The 17,037-nt window shown below is 61.1% G+C and carries 16 protein-coding genes and 1 pseudogene; 12 read left to right on the plus strand and 5 right to left on the minus strand.

The window, feature by feature from the left end:
* Positions 1-126: 126 nt before the first annotated feature.
* Positions 127-480: pseudogene (locus AERO9A_RS22385) on the minus strand (OmpA family protein); the annotation flags it as partial.
* A 464-nt stretch (positions 481-944) separates the two neighbouring features.
* Between AERO9A_RS22385 and AERO9A_RS03110 the strand changes: the two are divergent.
* From AERO9A_RS03110 to AERO9A_RS03120, 3 genes are all read left to right on the plus strand, one after another.
* Positions 945-1,442: a DUF6231 family protein gene (locus tag AERO9A_RS03110; RefSeq protein ID WP_159970441.1), complete on the plus strand. Its 498-nt coding sequence runs from the start codon at positions 945-947 to the stop codon at positions 1,440-1,442.
* Positions 1,443-1,446: 4 nt separating this feature from the next.
* Positions 1,447-1,926 (plus strand): YchJ family protein, encoded by a 480-nt coding sequence (locus AERO9A_RS03115; RefSeq protein WP_159970442.1) that lies wholly within the window; start codon positions 1,447-1,449, stop codon positions 1,924-1,926.
* An 81-nt stretch (positions 1,927-2,007) separates the two neighbouring features.
* The gene (locus tag AERO9A_RS03120; protein ID WP_159970443.1) at positions 2,008-3,129 is read left to right on the plus strand and encodes a hypothetical protein; all 1,122 of its coding nucleotides are present in this window, start codon (positions 2,008-2,010) and stop codon (positions 3,127-3,129) included.
* Between the two features lie 50 nt (positions 3,130-3,179).
* Here the strand turns inward: AERO9A_RS03120 and AERO9A_RS03125 are convergent, their stop codons facing one another.
* Complete coding sequence (locus tag AERO9A_RS03125) at positions 3,180-3,731, minus strand: hypothetical protein (protein WP_159970444.1); 552 nt, start codon at positions 3,729-3,731, stop codon at positions 3,180-3,182.
* A 228-nt stretch (positions 3,732-3,959) separates the two neighbouring features.
* On the opposite strand from AERO9A_RS03125, the gene AERO9A_RS03130 reads away from it, so the two are divergent.
* From AERO9A_RS03130 to AERO9A_RS03145, 4 genes are all read left to right on the plus strand, one after another.
* Positions 3,960-4,457, plus strand: a complete 498-nt coding sequence (locus AERO9A_RS03130) for an LEA type 2 family protein (protein WP_159970445.1) — start codon at positions 3,960-3,962, stop codon at positions 4,455-4,457.
* A gap of 5 nt (positions 4,458-4,462) precedes the next feature.
* Positions 4,463-4,663 (plus strand): SEC-C metal-binding domain-containing protein, encoded by a 201-nt coding sequence (locus AERO9A_RS03135; RefSeq protein WP_159970446.1) that lies wholly within the window; start codon positions 4,463-4,465, stop codon positions 4,661-4,663.
* Between the two features lie 7 nt (positions 4,664-4,670).
* Positions 4,671-5,132 carry a DUF2489 domain-containing protein gene (locus AERO9A_RS03140; protein WP_159970447.1) on the plus strand — a complete coding sequence of 154 codons (462 nt, stop codon included), beginning with the start codon at positions 4,671-4,673 and terminating at the stop codon, positions 5,130-5,132.
* Between the two features lie 97 nt (positions 5,133-5,229).
* Positions 5,230-7,743, plus strand: a complete 2,514-nt coding sequence (locus tag AERO9A_RS03145; protein WP_159970448.1) for a penicillin acylase family protein — start codon at positions 5,230-5,232, stop codon at positions 7,741-7,743.
* Positions 7,744-8,768: 1,025 nt separating this feature from the next.
* Here AERO9A_RS03145 and AERO9A_RS03150 read toward each other — a convergent pair.
* Complete coding sequence (locus AERO9A_RS03150; protein ID WP_159970449.1) at positions 8,769-9,461, minus strand: NUDIX hydrolase; 693 nt, start codon at positions 9,459-9,461, stop codon at positions 8,769-8,771.
* A gap of 141 nt (positions 9,462-9,602) precedes the next feature.
* Here AERO9A_RS03150 and AERO9A_RS03155 point away from each other — a divergent pair, with 141 nt between their 5' ends.
* The 3 genes from AERO9A_RS03155 to nadE are packed head-to-tail and all read left to right on the plus strand — an operon-like array spanning position 9,603 to position 12,281.
* Positions 9,603-10,241 carry a nicotinamidase gene (locus tag AERO9A_RS03155; RefSeq protein WP_159970450.1) on the plus strand — a complete coding sequence of 213 codons (639 nt, stop codon included), beginning with the start codon at positions 9,603-9,605 and terminating at the stop codon, positions 10,239-10,241.
* Positions 10,238-11,443 (plus strand): nicotinate phosphoribosyltransferase, encoded by a 1,206-nt coding sequence (gene pncB, locus AERO9A_RS03160; protein WP_159970451.1) that lies wholly within the window; start codon positions 10,238-10,240, stop codon positions 11,441-11,443. The genes AERO9A_RS03155 and pncB overlap by 4 nt, the downstream gene beginning before the upstream one ends.
* A gap of 10 nt (positions 11,444-11,453) precedes the next feature.
* Complete coding sequence (gene nadE, locus AERO9A_RS03165) at positions 11,454-12,281, plus strand: ammonia-dependent NAD(+) synthetase (protein WP_159970452.1); 828 nt, start codon at positions 11,454-11,456, stop codon at positions 12,279-12,281.
* A 62-nt stretch (positions 12,282-12,343) separates the two neighbouring features.
* Here the strand turns inward: nadE and dcd are convergent, their stop codons facing one another.
* Positions 12,344-12,910: a dCTP deaminase gene (dcd, locus tag AERO9A_RS03170; RefSeq protein WP_159970453.1), complete on the minus strand. Its 567-nt coding sequence runs from the start codon at positions 12,908-12,910 to the stop codon at positions 12,344-12,346.
* Between the two features lie 301 nt (positions 12,911-13,211).
* Here dcd and AERO9A_RS03175 point away from each other — a divergent pair, with 301 nt between their 5' ends.
* The gene (locus AERO9A_RS03175) at positions 13,212-13,424 is read left to right on the plus strand and encodes a cold-shock protein (RefSeq protein ID WP_037049100.1); all 213 of its coding nucleotides are present in this window, start codon (positions 13,212-13,214) and stop codon (positions 13,422-13,424) included.
* A gap of 267 nt (positions 13,425-13,691) precedes the next feature.
* Here AERO9A_RS03175 and apbC read toward each other — a convergent pair whose 3' ends face one another.
* Positions 13,692-14,780 carry an iron-sulfur cluster carrier protein ApbC gene (gene apbC, locus AERO9A_RS03180; RefSeq protein WP_159970454.1) on the minus strand — a complete coding sequence of 363 codons (1,089 nt, stop codon included), beginning with the start codon at positions 14,778-14,780 and terminating at the stop codon, positions 13,692-13,694.
* A 171-nt stretch (positions 14,781-14,951) separates the two neighbouring features.
* Between apbC and metG the strand changes: the two genes are divergently transcribed.
* Positions 14,952-17,003 carry a methionine--tRNA ligase gene (gene metG / locus AERO9A_RS03185; RefSeq protein WP_159970455.1) on the plus strand — a complete coding sequence of 684 codons (2,052 nt, stop codon included), beginning with the start codon at positions 14,952-14,954 and terminating at the stop codon, positions 17,001-17,003.
* Positions 17,004-17,037: the final 34 nt, after the last annotated feature.

The following is a 17,037-nucleotide window of genomic DNA, read 5'->3' on the forward strand; positions in this document are numbered from 1 at the left end:
GTCGCGCAGACAACCACCAGAGCAACGCGCGATATCCATGCCTTGCACCTTTCCAGTCAGGCACCACCTGAAAAAACGAAGCCCCGCCTGGCTTACGCCAGACGGGGCTTGCTGACACGCCCGGAATCAGGGGCGCGCTTCGACGGCAGCCTCTACGCGACGGTTGATGGCACGGCCTTCGGCAGTGGCATTGTCAGCCACCGGACGGGACTCGCCATAACCCACGGCATTGATGCGACCACCTTCGACACCATATTGGTTGACCAGCACGTCACGCACGGCCTTGGCACGGCGCTCAGACAGACCCTGGTTGTATTTATCGCTACCCACGGAGTCGGTGTGCCCTTCAACCACGGTGCTGGTGGACGGATACTGCTTCATGAAGTCAGCCAGTGCCTTGATGTCGCCGTAGCTGTCCTGCTTGACCTGCGCTTTGTCGAAGTCGAACTTGACGTCCAGCTCAACGCGCACCGCTTCCATCGGCTCCGGCGCGGCTGGCTCCTCGACGACGACTTCTTCCTCGACCACGGCTACCTGCTGCGCATCGGCACCGTGCACCCAGCAATAGGCTGCGCCCATGCCAGCGCCGACCAGTGCGCCGCCCCCCGCCCAACTAGAACTTTCAATTGCACCCAACGCCGCACCACCGACACCGCCAACGGCAGCACAGGTAGGCCAATCGGTCTTCTGCAGACCGGCGCAACCAGTCAGCAGGGTGCTGGCCAGAATCAGGGGTACTGCATTCCTTGTGATACTCATAGTTTTAGGTCTCCAATATTCATCGGCCCATAACCGATCCTCAACCAGTAAAGACGGCTATCAGGTGATATGCCAGTTATGCCTTTTTCCACGATGATGCATGCGCCCTAATGGCGCGTTCCCTGCCGAAATGGCAGTGAATGACGCACTGGGTTAGCCTTTGCCTCCCAGCCCGAGGACGCCAGATGACCAGCACCCCCTCTTCCCGTACCCCTCAGCAGGCTCTAGCTGCCCTGCTCGACCGCTACGCCCCGCAGCATCTGCTATTGGTTGGCGCCAGCGCCCTGCCTGCCGTCAGCGCCTTCCAAGACGCCCATCCACAGTGTTGCATAGATATCGCACCTGCCGCGCCACTGGCTGCCGAGTTACGCGGCAAGCGCTACGATCTGGCGCTGCTGATCGATTGCCTGGAGCACCTGCCCAAGAAACAAGGGCTGGAACTGCTCGGTGGTATTCGCAACCTTAATGCCAACCGCGTCGCCACCCTAGTGGATATGCACGCCTGCGACTGGCAAGAAACCGACTTTTATTCCCTCGCGATGCAAGCCAGCGAATGCTTCCAGCGTGAAGGCCAAGTGCTACATCTGTTCACCTATGATCTACTCGATTACAAGCAAGTTCCCGACTGGTTGAATGCAAAGTTCTGGGCCAACCCCGAGCTTTTCGGCAAATACTGGTGGTGAGGCGATGAATACTGCGATTTCCAACTGCCCTTGCGGCAGCGGCGACCCACTGGCGCAGTGCTGCGGGCGCTACCACGCGGGCACCCCAGCCCCCAGCGCCGAGCAACTCATGCGCTCGCGCTACAGTGCTTACGTGCTGGGCCTGGTGGACTATCTGGTAGCCACCACCTTACCAGCTCAGCAAGCCCACTTGGACCGTAACGCCATCGCGGCCTGGAGCGCACAGAGCACCTGGCTCGGCCTGGAGGTACAAGGCAGCGAAGTATTCGGCGGCAAACCTGAGCATGCTCAGGTCACCTTCACTGCACGCTGGCATGACGCGGCAGGCGAGCACAGCCACCGCGAATGCTCCGCCTTCGTTCAGCACGAGGGGCACTGGTATTTCATCGACCCAACCGCCCCCCTCAAGGCAGGCCGCAACGATCCGTGCCCCTGCGGCAGTGGGCAAAAGTTCAAGAAATGCTGCAGCACCTATTTAGGATGAAGACCTGACAAGCGCCCATGCATCTGCTTGAGTTGACGGCGCCGGGCCAGCCAACGCCCGCGTTCAACAAAGGAGATGTATATGCACAAGCAACATGGTATCGCCCTCGTTCTGGCCAGCCTGCTGGCCGGTTGCGCCAGTGTCCCCAGCGGGCAATCGGGGAATGTCATCGACCTAGGCGACAGCCAGCGCGTCACGCGCCTGTTCGCCTACCCCAACAATTGCAACGTAATCTGCTTTCGTGACTGGACGCTGGAACAGACTGTCGAGCACTACCTTGGCCAAAGCCTGCAACGCGACGGCTACCCGCAGGCCAGCGTCAAGGTGAAGCGCGAAGGCGAGCGCATCCAGGCCTATTTCAGTGGCGTACCGGATGGTTACGGCAAACCGTTGCAGCAGTTGCTCGACGCAGGCGAACTGGCCTACGACGGCGCCAGCCGCCTGAACAAGGATGGTAAATGGGCGTATGACTGGTATTTCTTCCTGCCCTTGGGCATGGCGCTGGAGAACCGCAAGAGCGTCGAGTTGCTGCACTTCCCACCGGACTATTCGCTGACCCAGGCACAAGACTACCTGGAGTCCAAAACAACCGACCGCTGGGCCGCACTACTCGGCTACAACGGCATCGCCCTGGCGCAGACACCGGCCTACCAAACCATCGTCGACATCGCCCCCATTGCCGCGCCCGCCAACGCGGGCAGCACACTGGAGGGCGTTTACGGCTACTTCAACAACTACCAACAACGCATGGTCAGCGAACTCAGCGCAGGCAAAAATGGAGCAAGCCTGCCCATGGTTGCCTTCGGCAGCCCAGTGCGTAGCTGGGTTAAGCAGCAATACGGCGTCAATCTGCCAGTACTCGGCCTGGGGCAAATCACACCTGCACCTAATACCTCAGTCGCTGTACTGGGCGCCAACCACCCCAGCTATATCTGGTACGCCGCTGACCCTGCCAACAATCAAGGCAACCAGGCCAAAGCCGACGCTACGGGCATCAAGGTGATGGGGGAGGATCTCAGCGCCGCCTGCTGGCAAGCGGACATGGGGCAACAACCAGCGGCCAATGCCCAGCAAACACTCGATAGCTGCAAGCAGAAGTGGCAGGTCACGAACAAGCTACAGACCTGCGAGCTGTTCTATACAACCGTGCGCAACCTCAAGCCCGAAGAGGCCGAGGCCAAGTGCATGAAAAACGCAAGCTAATTGGCCGCAAACGCCGCGCCATCGCCGATGTCGCGGCGTTTGCAGGCGTTTCACTCCTGTAGCTTGAGGTGTGAAGTATCCGGCGCTGGTGCAGGTGCGTCCGGGCGCGCTTGCCCCATATCGCTACCTACGGGAGCCAGACTGAACTGCGACAAATCCACTGCTGGCGCCACCGGTTCAGCCTTGGCATCTTGCAGATCACTGCCGACTGGGGCGACACCGAAGTCCGGCGCGTCAACATTACTGAAAGCCGCCATGTACTCATCACGTGGTGCCACCTGCAAGCGCCCCGGACGCACTGCCTGAGCGGCCGCAACTGGAGCGCTCGGCGTCTCTGTGGGCGGCGGCGCCAGCTCCACTTCCTCGACAGGCATGTCCATATCGACCACCTCGACCAGAGCACCGGCACGCTGCAGCGTCGCCCGATACTTCTCGGCACCAGCGGCATCGAGGTTGCTCTTGATGACGATGCGACGCCCGGAGAACAGCAAGGCGATGCGCTGTGCATCGGCCTGAAATAGCTTGGCCAGATTGGCCTTGACCGCGTCCGACTGGGCACCCGGTATCAGTTGCCCGGAAAAGGCGATCTCATAGCGGCTCATGGTCACACTCCTGTCCTATTCGGCACTCAGTATGGCGCAGGTTTTTTCCGGCTCACAACGACGCCGTCGCAGCACCGCCCACAGCCTCCGGCAAAACCGCTCGAACGTATAGCAAACAGCGGCTTAGGCGACTCGACAAGCTAATCGAGACACCCGGAAAATAATTGACGCGCGCCAGGTTGCAGCCAAGCAGATGCTTGTTAAACTGGCGCGCAATGGGGGTATGAAATGTTTTCTCAGGCGCAAACGATAAGAATTATCAGCCTACTGATGTTTTTTAGCCTGATCTCAGGCTTGGCAGGATGCTCCACCTGGATGACAGGTAGTTTCAAGGACCCGGATGTCCGACTCATCAAAGTGGACGTGATCAAAGCCAAGCTGCTCGAACAAGAGTTTCGCTTGCGCTTTCGTATCGACAACCCCAACAGCGTCAGCCTGCCAGTGCGCGGCCTTGAATACGACATCACACTCAATGAAATCCCTCTCGCCGCGGGTTCCTCCAGCGAGTGGTTCACTGTGCCCGCTCATGGTCAATACACCTTCGAAGTGCCGGTGCGTACCAACCTCTGGCGCCATGTGCGCCAGGTGGTGAAGATGCTGGAAAAACCCAACCAGCCGATCCGCTACACCCTCAATGGCGAAGTAAAAACAGGCATGCTCTTCAGCCGCAACGTGCACATGTCGCGCAATGGCGAGATAATTCCCGGCGATTTCATCCCGGAGTAACCCTCATGAGCAACCAACCCCACGTCCACGGCCCCGACTGCAACCACGACCATGATCATGACCATCACGATCACGGTCATGTGCATGGCCCGCATTGCAATCACGGCCATCAGGAGCCGGTACGCAACGCGCTGAAGGATGTCGGCCGCAACGATCCCTGCCCGTGCGGCAGCCAGAAGAAATTCAAGAAGTGCCACGGCGCCTGATCCGCGCATGAACGCCCTGACCCTGTCTGTGCTGCTCGGTTTGTTGCTGATCGCAGCGCTGGGCGCTTATGCCTGGCATCTTTGGCGCCGCGTCTGGGCCCAACAGCGCGCCCAGGACAAGGCACGCGAGGAACGCCAGGCACAGCTCGGCGGTGACCTGAGCATCCTTGCCAGCAGCCTGCTCGACGAGCAGTTGCCGCTGATCGAGGGCGCCATCCGCATCAAGGTACTGCTCGACAACTACGACAGTGCCCTGAGCAACGACAGCCGCTGCCAGGTATTCCACCTGATCTTCGCCGCCACTGCCGATGTGCCAACCCACGCGGCCTGGAAAGCGCTGGATAAGACCGAGCGGCGGCGTTTCGAGAAGCGTTTCAACGAGCTGGAGCTGCAACACAAGGCCGCCGCCCGTACGGCAGCCCGCTGGCTGCTCGACGATGGCTTAACGCGCGTGCAAACGAACGCCTGAGCCCTCTTGCCAGGCCGCAGCGGCCTCTTTACCTTGGCGCCTTTGTGGCCGGTCGATACGACCGGCCACACCCGCTCGCATACCAAGGAAATTCGCCATGCGCCTGCTGGCCCGCCTGACGCTTGCCGCCTCATTGCTCAGCCTCACCGGCTGCCAGTCCCTACTCAATAGCCGCTATGCCGACAGCCTACCGCCCACCGGTGGTGTGGAGCGAGTCAAGGGCGTGGCCGAAAGCGCCTCGGTGCGGCGCAACGCCCTGGGCATGCCGCTGATCGAGTCGAGTACCGTCCACGATGCGCTCTTCACCCTTGGCTACGTGCACGCCGGTGATCGCCTCAGCCAAATGGTCGGCATGCGCCTGCTGGCTCAAGGCCGCCTGGCAGAGATGGCCGGGCCGGGCGTGCTGGAAATGGACCGTTTCATGCGTGCGGTCAACTTGAAAAAGAGCGCGGAAATTCTTTACGCCGATGCCTCTCCACGCCTCAAGCGCTTCTTCGAGGTATACGCACGCGGCGTCAACGCCTACCTGTTCCGCTATCGCGACCGCTTGCCGATGGATCTGGCCGAATCCGGCTACCGCCCCGAATACTGGAAGCCCGAGGATTCGGTGCTGCTGTTCTGCCTGTTGAATTTCGGCCTGTCGGTGAACCTGCAGGAAGAAATCGCCGCGCTGACCATGGCCCAGCAAGTCGGCGTCGACAAGCTGCCCTGGCTGCTGCCGATCTACCCGGACGAGCCGCTGCCCTTCGCCGAAGCGGAGAAACTCGCCGGCCTCGATCTAAAGGGCCAGTTACCCGGCCTGCAGGCAATGGCTCGCACCGCCGCGCAGGTCGCCGATCAGCACATGCTCGGCGTCGCCGCGTCGAACAGTTGGGCCATCGCACCTGAGCACAGCCGCACCGGCAAGAGCCTGCTGGCCAACGATACGCACCTGCCGCTGAGCATGCCTTCGCTGTGGAATTTCGTGCAGATCCGCTCGCCCAAGTACCAGGCCGCCGGTATCTCCCTGGCTGGAGTCCCCGCCGTGGTGGCCGGTTACAATGGCAAGCTAGCCTGGGGCATGACCATGGTGATGGGCGACAGTCAGGATCTCTTCCTTGAGCGCATCAAGCGCGAAGGCAGCCGCCTGATGTACCAGGCCGATGGCAAATGGCTGCCGGTCAGCGAGCACCAGGAAACCTTCTTCATCAAAGGCCAACGCCCAATCCGCGAGACGTTCTACGAGACCCGCAACGGCCCGTTGCTCAACACCGCGCTGGGCGAGCGCAAGAACAGGCTGCAACCGCTACCGTTGCAGAGTGGCTATGGCCTGGCGCTGAAAAGCACCGTGTTCGAACACGACAAGAGCCTCGATGCGTTCTTCGACCTGTCCCGCGCGCAGTCAGTTGACGAGGCCTTCGAGGCGACACGCGAGATTCGCGCCATGCCGCTCAACATCCTCTTCGCCGACGCCCAGCATATCGGCTGGCAAGTGACCGGGCGCTATCCAAACCGCCGCGAAGGCCGCGGCCTACTGCCGTCGCCCGGCTGGGACGAGCGCTATGCCTGGGATGGCTATGCCGACCCCATGCTGCATCCTTACGATCAGGACCCACCCCAGGGCTGGCTGGGTAGCGCCAATGAACGCAGCGCGCCACCTGGCTATGGCATGCAGTTGTCCAGTTCCTGGTATTACCCGGAGCGCGCCGAACGCATCGCCGAACTGGCCAGCAAGGGCCGCCACGATGGGCGCAGCATGATCGCCATGCAGTACGACCAGACTTCGCCCTTCGTCGCCAAGCTGCAGACCATGTTCAACGACCCGCTCATGCATGACCCGCTGCGCCAGGCCATCGCCGCCCTGCCAGCCGGTCAGCGTGAGCGCGCCGATGAGGCGCTGAAACGCCTGCTGGCTTTTGACGGCAAACTGGCCGCCACCTCTGCCGATGCGGCCGTCTACGGCGCCTTCCTGCAGGAAAGCGCGCGGCAGATCTTCCTCGACGAACTGGGCCCCGAAGGCAGCCCGGCCTGGAAGGCCCTGGTGGAAACCGCCAATACCTCCTACTCGGCGCAAGCTGACCACCTGCTCGGCCGTCCTGATAGCCCGTTCTGGGATGACGTACGCACCGCGCAGAAAGAAGACAAGCCGACCATTCTGGCACGCAGCCTGGCCGCGAGCATCGCGCTACTGGAGAGCCGCCTGGGCAACGAGCGGCGCAATTGGCAGTGGGGCAAACTGCACACCTACGAATGGGTCACCGATACCACGCGCATGGCGCCCTACATGAGCGCCAGCCAGCGCAGCAGCATCAATGCGCTCAAAGGCTATCTGGATCGCGGCCCCTACCCGGCCGGAGGCGATCACAGCACGCTGAACACCTCGGCCTACCCTTGGGGGCAGAGTTTCGACACGGCCCTGATCCCGGCCATGCGTATCGTCGTCGACTTCGCTGCCGAAGAGCCGCTGAGCGGCGTCAACAGCTCCGGGCAATCCGGCAACCCGGCCAGCCAGCACTATGCCGACGGCATCGACGCGTGGCTCAAGGGCGGCTACATGAGTTTCCCGTTCCAGTCGAAGAATCTGGACAAGGTCTACGGCAACCAGCGGCTACTCCTAGTGCCCGCCCGATAATGACCGTTCGTCGGGTGGCGCTGAACCTTCAAACCAGCACCACCCTCTGAATAATCGACTTACTCCATCGATCATCTTTAAGGCGCCTTTGGCGCCTTTTCTTTTATCCACAGAAAAACCGCACCGCATTGAACTTCCTGATCAATACGGGCTCAGAACCTATGCATCGATTGCAATGCTCCCCTGGCGCCTCTGGCGCCTATTTTTTGGTTCATCGCATTTTCAGGGGGAATGACGGGTTGACACCGGACTGGCAAGTTTGTGTGAGTGCTTGTTGCTTGTTCCGAATTGTCGCGTTTTGTTGATGTCTTTGGTTTCGCCTTCCCAGGCGAGTCACTTTTGCAGGGCAAAAGTAACCAAAACCCTCCGCCCGTTCATCCGGCCCTCGCTTCGCGAGGGTTCGTTCACTCCATCGCCGCTCCAGAGGCCCGCCACGATGGGCCATCCATGGCCCTCCGTGGCTCTCGCGACATCCTGTCGCTCGACCTCTTCCACGACGACTCCGTTCACCCTCCTGGGCGGGCTCTGCACGCGCCTGAACCAGCGGTAACTCAGGTGTAGCTGGGAGTGCTCTGGCAAGAGCAACAGCGAGCCGCTGTGGTCATCGAGTCAAATCTATAGTCTCAGGCGCGCGAATGGCCCCTTCAGGAGGGTGAGTGGAATCGTTGTGTAGAGGGGCGAGCCGCAGGGATGCGGCGAGATACCGATGGCGGCCCCGCGAAATGGGCCAGGGATGGCCATGTACGCCGACCCTCGGAGCAACGATGGAGCGAACGAACCCCGGCGCAGCAGGGCGGGGGCGCCTAGCTCGGATGGCAGGGCCAAGACTTTTTGCCTTCTTTTGTGGCGTTTGACAAAAGAAGGTCGCCGGGAGGCGAAACGGGAGCCATCAGCAGAGCGCGATAAGCAGCTTTACACCGGAAACCAGAGCACACTCACACAAACTTGCCAGTCCGGTGCCAATACTGATTTTCCCAAGATTCCGCGAAGAACCTATTTTTTTGCCTGCGTTTTTGTGCCTCGCCTCAAGCCAGCAAGCTGCGATCAAAAATGAACGCCTCGTCGGCCTGCGGACAATGCTGCAGCAGCGTTTGCGGTCGCCCCATCTTCGGGTAGTTCTTCTCACCGGTATCGACAATCCAGCTCTGCGCCCTCATCCGCTCCAGGCGCCCACGCAGCGTGGTGTGTTGCACCGGTTGCCCCAGGCAGGCCTGATAAGCGCCAAGCGCCTCAGTCACGCTGAAGCGCGAGGCCAGCAGGTACAACGGCAACGAGCTGTACACCGACTTACCCTGCAAGCGTTCGGCAGCCAAACGCACCAGTTGCGCGTGATCGAAGGGTAGCGACTGCTGACCTGCCATAATGGCCTGCAACTCAACGAAGCGCAGGTGCTCATCCTGCGGTTCAGCGTCCGGCGCCAGCAGCGCCAGGTAACAGGTGCTCAGTGACCAACCACGCGGATCGCGCGCACCATTACCCACTGTTGCCACCTGCTCCAGGTACTGCGGTTGCAGCCGCGCCTTATCGACCAGAGCCCGTGCTGCCGCGGCATCCAGGCTGACATCGGCGCAGCGACCATTGACTAGCACGCCCGGCAATGCCCACTGCCCCTCATAGGGCTCACGCTGGCGACACAACAACAGCACCTGCAGGCGCCCCGCCTCACTCAGACGCAGCGCCACGATATCAACACCAGCCAGAACTTCCACTGCACTCATCGTGTCCCTCACCTCAGCTTGCACTTATTTCATCTTGACCAATAAGCCATCTGTTTTCACCCCTGAATCAGAAAAACGCTTGACCACATATTTCATCAGGTGGAATATGTGCCCATCTAACACGCAGCACAGAGGTGCGCCATGAAGACCGCCAGCTTCGATGTAGACGCTCAGAAAGGCTTTACTCCGCTTTGCCCCAACGAGCTGCCCGTGCCCGGCGGCGATAGCATCGTTGCTGCGCTGAACCAGATGGCCACTCATGCGCAACTACGCATCGGCAGCAAAGATGCCCACAGCCCACACGCTGCCTGGGTCGTCGACAGTCATGAAGACATGCTGCGCGCCCTCCCCCTGGCCAATGCCGACCTGACCTGGGTAAGGCACTGCGTGCCCGGCACCCCTGGTTTTGAACTGCTAGACGGTTTGCCCACACCGCTGGACTACGACTACTTCGTGTGGAAAGGCATAGAGCCGGATCTGCACCCCTACGGCGCCTGCTACCACGACCTGGCCGAGAAGCGCAGCACAGGCGTGATCGAGTTTCTCCGACACAATAGCGTCGAACGGGTGCTGGTCGGCGGCCTGGCGCTGGATTACTGCGTCAAGACCACCGCACTGCAACTGCGCCGGGCGGGTTTCGAGGTGATCGTCTACCTGCCCGCCTGTCGCGCCATCGCCGACGAAACCGCATCGCTCGCACTGCAGGCAATGAACGAAGCAGGCATCCTCTTCGCCAAAAACGCACAAGAACTGGACATGCCCCTGGAGTGCCAAGGATGAGTGACAGCGTTTTCGCCGACCGTATCGTGCAGAACCTGCTCGATACCGACCTGTATAAACTGACCATGATGCAGGCGGTGCTGCACAACTACCCCAACGCCGAAGTGGAGTGGGAATTCCGCTGCCGCAACAGCGAGGATCTGACACCCTACCTGGCCGAGATCCGCTACCAGTTCGAGCGCCTCAGTGAGCTGAGCCTGACCGTCGATCAGCTCGCTTTCCTCGAACGCATTCCGTTCATCAAGCCGGACTTCATCCGCTTTCTCAGCCTGTTCCGCTTCAACCTGCGCTACGTGCACACCAGTATCGAAGACGGCCAGTTGAGCATTCGCCTGCGTGGCCCCTGGCTACATGTGATCCTCTTCGAAGTGCCACTGCTGGCGATCATCAGCGAAGTGCGCAACCGTTACCGCTACCGCGAAGTGCTACTGGAACACGCGGCTGAGCGCCTCTACGAGAAAATCGACTGGCTGCGCAGCGAGGCCAGTGACAACGAGCTGGCCGGCTTCCAACTGGCGGACTTCGGCACCCGTCGGCGTTTCTCCTATCGCGTGCAGGAACAGGCCGTACGCATCCTCAAGCGCGACTTCCCAGGGCGTTTCGTTGGCACTAGCAATCTGCACCTGGCGCGCGAGTTCGACCTCAAACCCATCGGCACCATGGCCCACGAATGGCTGATGGCCCACCAGCAACTCGGCCCGCGCCTGATCGACAGCCAAATCGCCGCGCTGGATTGCTGGGTACGCGAATACCGTGGCCAGTTGGGTATCGCCCTGACCGACTGCATCACCATGGATGCTTTTTTGGCCGACTTCGACCTGTACTTCGCCAAGCTCTTCGACGGCCTGCGTCACGACTCCGGCGATCCGCTGGTGTGGGCGGAAAAAGCCATCGCCCACTACGAAAAGCTCGGCATCGACCCTATGAGCAAGACCCTGGTGTTCTCCGACGGCCTCGACCTGAAGAAGTCGCTACACCTCTACCGTGCACTTTGCGGGCGAATCCACGTAAGCTTCGGCGTTGGCACCAACCTGACCTGCGACCTCCCCGGCGTCGAGCCCATGAACATCGTCATCAAGATGATCGCCTGCAACGGTCAGCCGGTGGCCAAGATATCCGACACCCCCGGCAAGACCCAATGCCGCGACGAAAACTTCGTCCACTACCTCAAACACGTCTTTCGCGTCAGTGACGCCCAGTGAGGACACAGACATGAGCAACCGCCAAGCCGAAATTGCCGCCGCCCTCGACGTCGTGCCGCCCTTTGCCGACGCCGCCGCGCTGATCGGAGAGATCGAGCGGCGCAAGAATTTCATCAAACACACCCTCAAGCAGTCCGGCCTCAAGGTGCTGGTGCTGGGCATCAGCGGCGGCGTCGACTCGCTGACAGCCGGGCGCCTGGCGCAACTGTCGGTCGAAGAACTGCGCGCGGAGACTGGCGATAGCGCCTACCGATTCATCGCCGTACGCCTGCCGCACAACGCCCAGCATGACGAGCACGACGCCCAGGATTCGCTGAAATTCATCCGCGCTGACGAAGAAGACACCGTCAACATCGCCGCCGCCGTCAGCGGCCTGGGTGAACAAGTCACCCACCTGCAAAAACTCACTGATGCCCGCCGCGACTTCGTTGTCGGCAACATCAAGGCGCGCATCCGCATGGTTGCCCAGTTCGCCATCGCCAACGCCAACAATGGCCTGGTGATCGGCACCGACCACGCCGCCGAAGCGGTGATGGGCTTCTTCACCAAATTCGGCGACGGCGCCTGCGACCTCGCCCCGCTGTCCGGCCTGGTGAAGAAGCAGGTACGCGCCATTGCCGCGCATCTGGGCGCACCGCAGCACCTGGTGATGAAGACCCCGACCGCCGACCTGGAAGAACTGCGCCCAGGCAAACCGGACGAAGAAGCGCACGGCGTGACCTACGCCGAAATCGACGCCTTCCTGCATGGCGAGAAGGTCAGCGACGAGGCCTATGCCACCATCGTGCGTACCTATGACAATACCCGTCACAAGCGCGAGCTGCCGCTGGTGCCCTGATCGCAGAGAGCAAAAAAGAAGAAGCCGGGCATAGCCCGGCTTCTTTGCATCATGAAGGTCGATCAGGCTTTCGGCAGGGTCACGCCCGTCTGCCCCTGATACTTGCCACCACGATCACGGTACGACACCTCGCACGCCTCGTCGGACTGCAGGAACAGCATCTGCGCCACACCTTCGTGGGCGTAAATCTTCGCCGGCAGGTTGGTGGTGTTGGAGAACTCCAGGGTCACATGGCCTTCCCACTCTGGCTCCAGCGGCGTGACGTTGACGATGATGCCACAGCGCGCGTAGGTGCTTTTGCCCAGGCAGATGGTCAGCACATCGCGCGGAATACGGAAGTATTCGACGGTACGGGCCAAGGCGAAAGAGTTCGGCGGGATGATGCAGACATCGCTCTTGATGTCGACGAAGCTCTTCTCGTCGAAGTTCTTCGGATCGACAATGGCCGAGTGAATATTGGTGAACACCTTGAATTCATCCGCGCAACGCACGTCGTAGCCGTAGCTGGAAACGCCGTAGGAGATCACGCGGCTGGAGTCGGCACCGCGCACCTGGCGCTCGACGAAAGGCTCAATCATCCCGTGTTCCTGGGCCATGCGGCGAATCCACTTGTCCGATTTGATGCTCATGGCGAAGGTCCTGAATGGTTCATTGCGAAAAAGTGCACGCATCTTATCCGATGCTGGCTCCCCCCATCAAAGAGCGCCCCCCGCACCTTCATGGATTTTTTGCGAAAAAAGCTGCATGGCGTATTAGCACTTGGCGCTAAAAACACGTATGGTGTGACCCACTGTGCTGCATGTGTCACCGCGAATCGCTACTTGATGCCTAGATCTCGATCCAAACATCGTCCGACTCCTAGTACTCGTTGCACTCAGTCCCGGCCTGGGCTTTTCCGAGGCTGTTATCAATTTAGTTAGGAGACATCACATGTCCAATCGTCAGACTGGCACCGTCAAGTGGTTCAACGATGAGAAAGGCTACGGCTTCATCACCCCGCAATCCGGTGACGACCTGTTCGTACACTTCAAAGCCATCCAGGCCGACGGCTTCAAGACCCTGAAAGAAGGCCAGCAGGTCTCCTTCGTGGCTACCCGCGGCCAGAAAGGCATGCAAGCTGAAGAAGTTCAGATCGTTGGTTGATCTGCGCTTTTAAGCTGCAGTAAAGAGCCCCGCCCAGTGCGGGGCTTTTTTATGGTTGATTGCACGCCTTTGTAGGAGCGGATTTATCCGCGATTCGCGGCTGAAGCCGCTCCTACGCAAACCGGGTCGGAGAAGGATTCGTCCATCACCCTCTCCCGCCCTTCGGGCACCCTCGGCTTTAGCATCCTGCGTCGCCCTACCTCCTGCATCCATGCAGTCGTCTCCCATAAATGGGAGAGAGTCATCAGATGCCGCTGCCGGCTGCTTTCAATCCTCGCTGATCTCGATACTCGGCATGACAATCTGCCCGCCTTGGGCGATACGCGCACCGACCTTGCGCGCCAGATCCTGGTAGATCATGGCGATCTGGCTTTCCGGATCAGCAATGGTGGTCGGCTTACCCTCATCGGCCTGCATGCGTATGGCCATCGATAGCGGCAACGAGGCCAACAGTTCTACACCGTACTGCGCCGCCAGCTTCTCCCCACCGCCCTCGCCGAACAGGTGCTCGGCATGACCGCAGTTGGAGCAGATGTGCACGGCCATGTTTTCCACCACGCCCAGCACCGGGATGTGCACTTTGCGGAACATCTCCACGCCTTTTTTGGCGTCGAGCAGGGCCAGATCCTGCGGGGTGGTGACGATCACGCTGCCGGCCACCGGCACCTTCTGCGCCAGAGTCAGTTGGATGTCGCCAGTGCCCGGCGGCATGTCGATCACCAGATAGTCGAGATCATCCCAGGCCGTCTGGGTAAGCAGTTGCAGCAGCGCGCCGCTGACCATCGGCCCGCGCCAGACCATCGGCGTGTTGTCGTCAGTGAGAAAGGCCATGGACATCACCTGCACGCCATGCGCCTGCATCGGCACCAGCCACTTCTGCTCGCGCACTTCAGGGCGCGTACCTTCAGCAATGCCGAACATGATGCCCTGACTGGGGCCATAGATATCAGCATCGAGGATGCCCACGCGCGCGCCCTCACGGGCCAGCGCCAGCGCCAGGTTGGCGGCAGTGGTGGATTTGCCCACCCCCCCCTTGCCCGAGGCGACGGCAATCACATTCTTCACATTGGCCAGGGCAGGCACCTGGGCCTGGCCCTGATGCGCCTCGATCACGCAATCGACCTGCACCTTGGCGCGGTCCACCCCGGCCAGGTTCTCCAGCGCCATCTGCAGCATCTGCGCCCAGCCATTCTTGAACAGCCCAGCGGCATAGCCCAGTTCAAGCCGCACGGACACGTGCGCGCCCTGGATATCGACCTCACGCAGGCAACCGGCACTGACCGGATCCTGCTCGAGATGGGGGTCGGTGAACTGACGCAGACAGGCTTCGACCGCTTCGCGGGTGACGGCACTCATGCATGAACTCCAGAAGGCAGACAAAAAATCAGACAGGCATCTTAACAGCAGCCACGTGCGCCACGTGTCAGGCCACGAGCAAGAAGCGCTGTTGTTGTCGCTGGTGGCTTGCAGCCTGCCGCTGCTTTATAGTTGCCGACTTCCCTCGTTTTCCCCGTGCAGCCGATCACCATGACCGAAGCCCGCAAGATTCTCGTTACCAGCGCCCTCCCCTATGCCAATGGCTCGATCCACCTCGGCCATATGCTCGAATACATCCAGACCGACATGTGGGTGCGCTACCAGAAACTGCGTGGTAACCAGGCCGTCTACGTCTGCGCCGACGATGCCCACGGCTCGGCGATCATGCTGCGCGCCGAGAAAGAAGGCATCACCCCCGAGCAACTGATCGACGGCGTGCGTGCCGAACACATGGCCGACTTCGCCGATTTCGGCGTGGATTTCGACAACTATCATTCGACCCACTCGGACGAGAACCGCGAGCTGTCCGCCGCCATCTACCTGGCACTGCGCGACAAGGGCCATATCGCCACCCGCGCCGTGACCCAGTATTTCGACCCCGAGAAGGGCATGTTCCTCGCCGACCGCTTCATCAAGGGCACCTGCCCGAAATGCGCGGCCGAGGATCAGTACGGCGACAACTGCGAAAAATGCGGCGCCACTTACGCCCCCACCGAGCTGAAGAACCCCAAATCGGCCATCTCCGGCGCCACCCCGGTGCTCAAGGAATCGCAGCACTTCTTCTTCAAGCTGCCGGACTTCGAGGCCATGCTCAAGCAGTGGACGCGCTCCGGCGCACTGCAGGAGGCCGTGGCCAACAAGATCGCCGAATGGCTCGATGGCGGCCTGCAGGAGTGGGATATCAGCCGCGATGCGCCCTACTTCGGCTTCGAGATCCCCGATCAGCCGGGCAAATACTTCTACGTCTGGCTGGATGCGCCAATCGGCTACATGGCCAGCTTCAAGAACCTCTGCGCGCGCCGCCCGGATCTGGATTTCGATGCCTTCTGGGGCAAGGATTCCACGGCCGAGCTGTACCACTTCATCGGCAAGGACATCGTCAACTTCCACGCCCTGTTCTGGCCGGCCATGCTCGAAGGCGCCGGCTACCGCAAGCCAACCGCGGTCAACGTGCACGGTTACCTCACCGTCAACGGGCAGAAGATGTCCAAGTCGCGTGGCACCTTCGTCAAGGCGCGCACTTACCTCGACCACCTGAACCCGGAATACCTGCGCTACTACTACGCCAGCAAGCTGGGCCGTGGCGTCGATGACCTCGACCTGAACCTCGAAGACTTCGTGCAGAAGGTCAACTCCGATCTGGTCGGCAAGGTGGTCAACATCGCCAGCCGCTGCGTCGGCTTCATCCACAAGGGCAACGCCGGTGTGCTGGTCACCGCCAACCCCGAGCCCGCCCTGTGGGATGCCTTCCAGGTCGCCGCGCCGAGCATCGCCGACGCCTACGAAGCGCGTGACTTCTCCCGCGCCATGCGCGAGATCATGGCGCTGGCCGACCGTGCCAACGCCTGGATCGCCGACAAGGCGCCGTGGGCGCTGAACAAGGTCGAGGGTAAGCAGGCCGAGGTGCAGGAAATCTGCGCCCTGGGCATCAACCTGTTCCGCCAGTTGGTGATCATGCTCAAGCCAGTGCTGCCGAAACTGGCCAGTGACGCCGAAGCCTTCCTCAACGTACCGGCGCTAACCTGGGCAGACCTGGCCACGCCGCTGGCCAATCACCAGCTCAACCCGTTCAACCCGCTGCTGACCCGCATCGAACCGGCAAAGATCGAAGCCATGACCGAAGCCTCCAAGGAAGACCTGGCCGCCGAAGCCAGCAAACCAGCCGGGAACCCGTATGTCGGTAACGGCGAACTGGCCAAAGACCCGCTGGCCGCCGAGATCAACTTCGATGCCTTCGCCGCTGTCGACCTGCGTATCGCGCTGATCGAAAAATGCGAGTTCGTCGAAGGCGCCGACAAGCTGCTGCGCCTGTCGCTGGATATCGGTGACGAGAAACGCAACGTGTTCTCCGGCATCAAGTCCGCCTACCCCGACCCGAGCAAGCTGGAAGGCCGCCTGACCCTGTACGTGGCCAACCTGGCGCCGCGCAAGATGAAGTTCGGCATCAGCGAAGGCATGGTGCTGGCCGCCGGCCCCGGCGGTGAAGAAATCTACCTGCTCAGCCCCGACAGCGGCGCCAAGCCGGGCCAGCGCGTCAAATAAAGCGGCTACAGGCTAATCAGAATGCAGGCTGACG

This window comes from Pseudomonas sp. 8Z, assembly GCF_902506535.1.
Taxonomy (GTDB): domain Bacteria; phylum Pseudomonadota; class Gammaproteobacteria; order Pseudomonadales; family Pseudomonadaceae; genus Aquipseudomonas.

Coding starts and splice junctions, on each gene's coding strand:
- AERO9A_RS03175 (WP_037049100.1), top strand. CDS start 13,212: ATGTCCAATCGTCAGACTGGCACCGTCAAGTGGTTCAACGATGAGAAA.
- AERO9A_RS03120 (WP_159970443.1), top strand. CDS start 2,008: ATGCACAAGCAACATGGTATCGCCCTCGTTCTGGCCAGCCTGCTGGCC.
- AERO9A_RS03140 (WP_159970447.1), top strand. CDS start 4,671: ATGAACGCCCTGACCCTGTCTGTGCTGCTCGGTTTGTTGCTGATCGCA.
- AERO9A_RS03125 (WP_159970444.1), bottom strand. CDS start 3,731: ATGAGCCGCTATGAGATCGCCTTTTCCGGGCAACTGATACCGGGTGCC.
- dcd (WP_159970453.1), bottom strand. CDS start 12,910: ATGAGCATCAAATCGGACAAGTGGATTCGCCGCATGGCCCAGGAACAC.
- AERO9A_RS03115 (WP_159970442.1), top strand. CDS start 1,447: ATGAATACTGCGATTTCCAACTGCCCTTGCGGCAGCGGCGACCCACTG.
- apbC (WP_159970454.1), bottom strand. CDS start 14,780: ATGAGTGCCGTCACCCGCGAAGCGGTCGAAGCCTGTCTGCGTCAGTTC.
- AERO9A_RS03155 (WP_159970450.1), top strand. CDS start 9,603: ATGAAGACCGCCAGCTTCGATGTAGACGCTCAGAAAGGCTTTACTCCG.
- AERO9A_RS03145 (WP_159970448.1), top strand. CDS start 5,230: ATGCGCCTGCTGGCCCGCCTGACGCTTGCCGCCTCATTGCTCAGCCTC.
- AERO9A_RS03135 (WP_159970446.1), top strand. CDS start 4,463: ATGAGCAACCAACCCCACGTCCACGGCCCCGACTGCAACCACGACCAT.
- nadE (WP_159970452.1), top strand. CDS start 11,454: ATGAGCAACCGCCAAGCCGAAATTGCCGCCGCCCTCGACGTCGTGCCG.
- metG (WP_159970455.1), top strand. CDS start 14,952: ATGACCGAAGCCCGCAAGATTCTCGTTACCAGCGCCCTCCCCTATGCC.
- AERO9A_RS03110 (WP_159970441.1), top strand. CDS start 945: ATGACCAGCACCCCCTCTTCCCGTACCCCTCAGCAGGCTCTAGCTGCC.
- pncB (WP_159970451.1), top strand. CDS start 10,238: ATGAGTGACAGCGTTTTCGCCGACCGTATCGTGCAGAACCTGCTCGAT.
- AERO9A_RS03130 (WP_159970445.1), top strand. CDS start 3,960: ATGTTTTCTCAGGCGCAAACGATAAGAATTATCAGCCTACTGATGTTT.
- AERO9A_RS03150 (WP_159970449.1), bottom strand. CDS start 9,461: ATGAGTGCAGTGGAAGTTCTGGCTGGTGTTGATATCGTGGCGCTGCGT.